This window comes from Mycobacterium sp. TH-M82 (assembly GCF_057473605.1).
On record NZ_JBYCKY010000172.1, the window covers coordinates 1 to 3,191 of the forward strand.

General features: G+C 69.3%; 5 protein-coding genes. 2 read left to right on the top strand and 3 right to left on the bottom strand.

Features of this window, described 5'->3' with window-relative positions; all coding sequences use genetic code 11:
• Both AC2VON_RS05150 and AC2VON_RS05155 read left to right on the top strand, forming a co-directional pair.
• A partial coding sequence (locus AC2VON_RS05150) for a carbonic anhydrase (RefSeq protein ID WP_486951967.1) occupies positions 1 to 485 on the top strand: 485 nt, incomplete at its 5' end.
• 79 nt (positions 486 to 564) lie between these two features.
• Positions 565 to 1,365, top strand: a complete 801-nt coding sequence (locus AC2VON_RS05155; RefSeq protein ID WP_486951970.1) for a hypothetical protein — start codon at positions 565 to 567, stop codon at positions 1,363 to 1,365.
• Between the two features lie 32 nt (positions 1,366 to 1,397).
• On the opposite strand, the gene egtD is transcribed toward AC2VON_RS05155, so the two are convergent.
• The 3 genes from egtD to AC2VON_RS05170 all read right to left on the bottom strand — a co-directional run.
• On the bottom strand, positions 1,398 to 2,363 hold the full coding sequence (gene egtD / locus AC2VON_RS05160; protein ID WP_486951968.1) for an L-histidine N(alpha)-methyltransferase: 966 nt from the start codon (positions 2,361 to 2,363) through the stop codon (positions 1,398 to 1,400).
• The gene (gene egtC, locus AC2VON_RS05165; protein ID WP_486951969.1) at positions 2,360 to 3,052 is read right to left on the bottom strand and encodes an ergothioneine biosynthesis protein EgtC; all 693 of its coding nucleotides are present in this window, start codon (positions 3,050 to 3,052) and stop codon (positions 2,360 to 2,362) included. Before egtC ends, egtD begins: the two co-directional genes overlap by 4 nt.
• A partial coding sequence (locus AC2VON_RS05170; protein ID WP_486951971.1) for an SUMF1/EgtB/PvdO family nonheme iron enzyme occupies positions 3,052 to 3,191 on the bottom strand: 140 nt, incomplete at its 5' end. The genes egtC and AC2VON_RS05170, both read right to left, overlap by 1 nt.

The following is a 3,191-nucleotide window of genomic DNA, read 5'->3' on the forward strand; positions in this document are numbered from 1 at the left end:
TCGGTTGCGGCGACAGCCGGGTGGCCGCCGAGATCATCTTCGACCAGGGTCTGGGCGACATGTTCGTGGTGCGCACCGCCGGGCACGTCATCGACTCCGCTGTGCTGGGCTCGATCGAGTTCGCGGTGGTGATGCTCGGCGTCCCGCTGATCGTCGTCCTCGGCCACGACAGCTGCGGCGCGGTCAAGGCGGCGCTGTCGGCGCTCGACGACGGCGCGGTGCCCGGCGGCTATCTACGTGACGTGGTGGAGCGGGTGGCCCCGTCGATTCTGCTGGGCCGGCGCGACGGGCTGAACACCGTCGACGAGTTCGAAGCCCGGCACGTCATCGAGACGTCCATGCAGCTCATGGCTCGTTCGACGGCGATCTCCGAACGGGTCGCGACGGGCTCGCTGGCCATCGCCGGCGTCACCTACCACCTGGCGGACGGGCGGGTGATGCTGCGCGGCCATCTCGGCGACGTCGGCGAATCAGCGCAGGACTAGTCGCTGAAGGTCACAACGCGGCTACGACACGCCGACAACGGTCGCACGAGCCACGGTGACCTGGGCTTACCGTGAGGACGTGCTGGATTTCGAACCGCAGGGTCCGCTGCCTCCGCAGATCTACTGGCGCCGCCGGGGGCTGGCACTGGGTATTGCGGTGCTCGCGATCGGCGCGGTGGTGGCGCTCATCGTCACCGTGCTGCACGGCGGCGCCGCCACCACCGCCACCGGCAAGGCTGACAACGGAGGGAATTCGGTCGCCGCACAGGGTTCCAAACCCGCTGCGCCACCACCCCAGCAGGAGGCGAAGACACCTGTCGTCCCGCCGGAGGCACAGGGACAGGCGCCGACTGCCACGCCGACCGCTGCGGTGGCGCCACCGCCGGTGCTCAAGGCGGGCGACGACTGCCCCGATTCGACGCTGGCCGTCAAGGGCTACACCAGCCAGCCCCGGTACACAGTGGGCGAGCAGCCGAAGTTCACCATGGTCGTCACCAACATCGGCCTGGTGGCCTGCAAACGCGACGTCGGGGCGGCGGTGCTGGCCGCCTACGTCTACTCACTGGACAACCAGAGGCTGTGGTCCAACCTGGACTGCGCGCCGTCAAACGAGACGTTGGTCAAGACGTTCGACCCGGGCGAGCAGGTGACGACCTCGGTGACGTGGACCGGCATGGGATCGGCTCCGCAGTGCCCGCTGCCGCGGCAACCGATCGGTCCGGGGATTTACAACCTCGTCGTGCAACTGGGGAACCTGCGTTCGGCGACGTTGCCGTTCATCCTGGCCGAGCCGTCGCCTCCGCCCGACGCGCCGCCGCCCGAAGGTGCGCCGGCGTCCGACGCGCCATCCGCAGCTGAGATGCCGTCAAACGGCAACTAGCTCAACCGCTCGGCATCGATCGGCCAGGTCGCTCATTTTACTGCCAGCGAAACGCCGAAGTCGCCGGCCGGATCGGTCCACCATCGGGTGCGCCGCAGTCCGGCCGCGGCCAACTCCGCCGCCACCTTCTCCGGCCGGAATTTGCAGGACACCTCGGTGAGCATCTCCTCACCGGCGGCGAACTCGACGCCGAGGTCGAGGGCACCGATCCACACCCGCTGCGGCCGGGCGGCGCGCAGCCACATCTCCATGCGTTCCTCGTCGGCGTTCCACCGCGCCAGATGGGCGAATGCCGGCAGGTCGAAATCGGCGTCCAGCTCCCGGTTGACCACGGCGAGCACATTGCGGTTGAACGCCGCCGTGACACCGGCGGCATCGTCATAGGCGCAGACCAGCCGGTCGGCGTCTTTGACCAGGTCGGTGCCGAGCAACAGGCTGTCCCCCGGGTGCAGCACTGCGGCCAGCGCGGCCAGGAAACCGGCCCGCGGCCCGGCCGTGAGGTTGCCGATCGTCGAGCCCAAGAACGCGAACAGCCGCCGGCCGGCGTCGGGAATCTCGCCCAGGTGGCTTTCGAAATCGCCGCAGACCGCCTCGATCCGCACTCCCGGATACTCCCGCTGGATCGCGGCACCGGCCGATTCCAGCACACCGGCGTCGACGTCGAACGGGATGAAGCGGCGCAACGATCCGGCCGCCCGCAACGCGTCCAGCAGCATCCGGGTCTTCTCCGAAATGCCGCTGCCCAGTTCGACCAGGGTGTCGGCTCCGGTCAGGGACGCGATCTCCGCTGACCGGACGCGCAGGATCTGCGCCTCTGCGCGGGTCGGGTAGTACTCCGGCAACCGGGTGATCCGCTCGAACAGCTCACTACCGACACTGTCGTAGAACCACTTGGGCGGCAACGACTTCGGTGAGCGACGCAAGCCTTCAAGGACGTCGCGACGGAGTGCACGATGCGCGGCATCGGCGGCGAGATGGTTCGATAGCGACAGCGTCATCGCAACTCCTCCAGCGCAGTCAGCACCACCCCGTCTGCGGTGGCCTCGACCAGATGCCGGTCCGGCACGTCCGCCCAACGTGGATCATCGTCATAGGGCTCACTGGCCAGCACCACACCATCGGCTTCGTGCAGCATCGACAGGGTGTCCCCCCATGTCGTCGCCAGCAGGCGGGAGCCGTTGGCGGCCAGGATATTCAACCGCGCAGCTGGATCGGCTGCCCCGAGCTCGACGACGGTGTCGCCCAGCGTGTCGAGTCCACGGGCAAAGATCGACGCGGCAAGTATCGCGCTGTCACACACCGATTCGGCTGCCGCACAGGTGGGCAGTACGGCACGGTCGACGACGCCGTTGTGCGACAGCAGCCAGTGGCCGTCGCTGAACGGCGCTGCCGCGCTGGCTTCGATCGGCATGCCGGCGCTGGCCGAACGGACCGCGGCCACCGCGCAGTGGGTGCGCAGCGCGGGCGCCACCGACGCGAACGACGCATCGCCCCACAGTGGGGCCGCGCTACGCCATCGCCGCGGCGTCGTGCCGTCGAAAAACCCCGCGCCCCAGCCGTCGGCGTTCATCATGCCGTGCTGCTGGCGGCGCGGCGCGTAGGACTGCACCAAAAGCCCGCGCGGCGGGTCGAGGATCAGCTCCGCCAGCGAGCGTGGCTCACCGAGCCAGCCCAGGTGTCGACACATCAGGCCGTGTCCTCGACGGACCAGGCCAGCCGGACGCCGGCAAAGATCTGCCGCCGGTACGGGTGGTCCCAGTTGCGGAAGCTGGGCCGCAGGATCTCGCCCGCGACGGCCCACGACCCGCCGCGCAGCACCCGGTAGT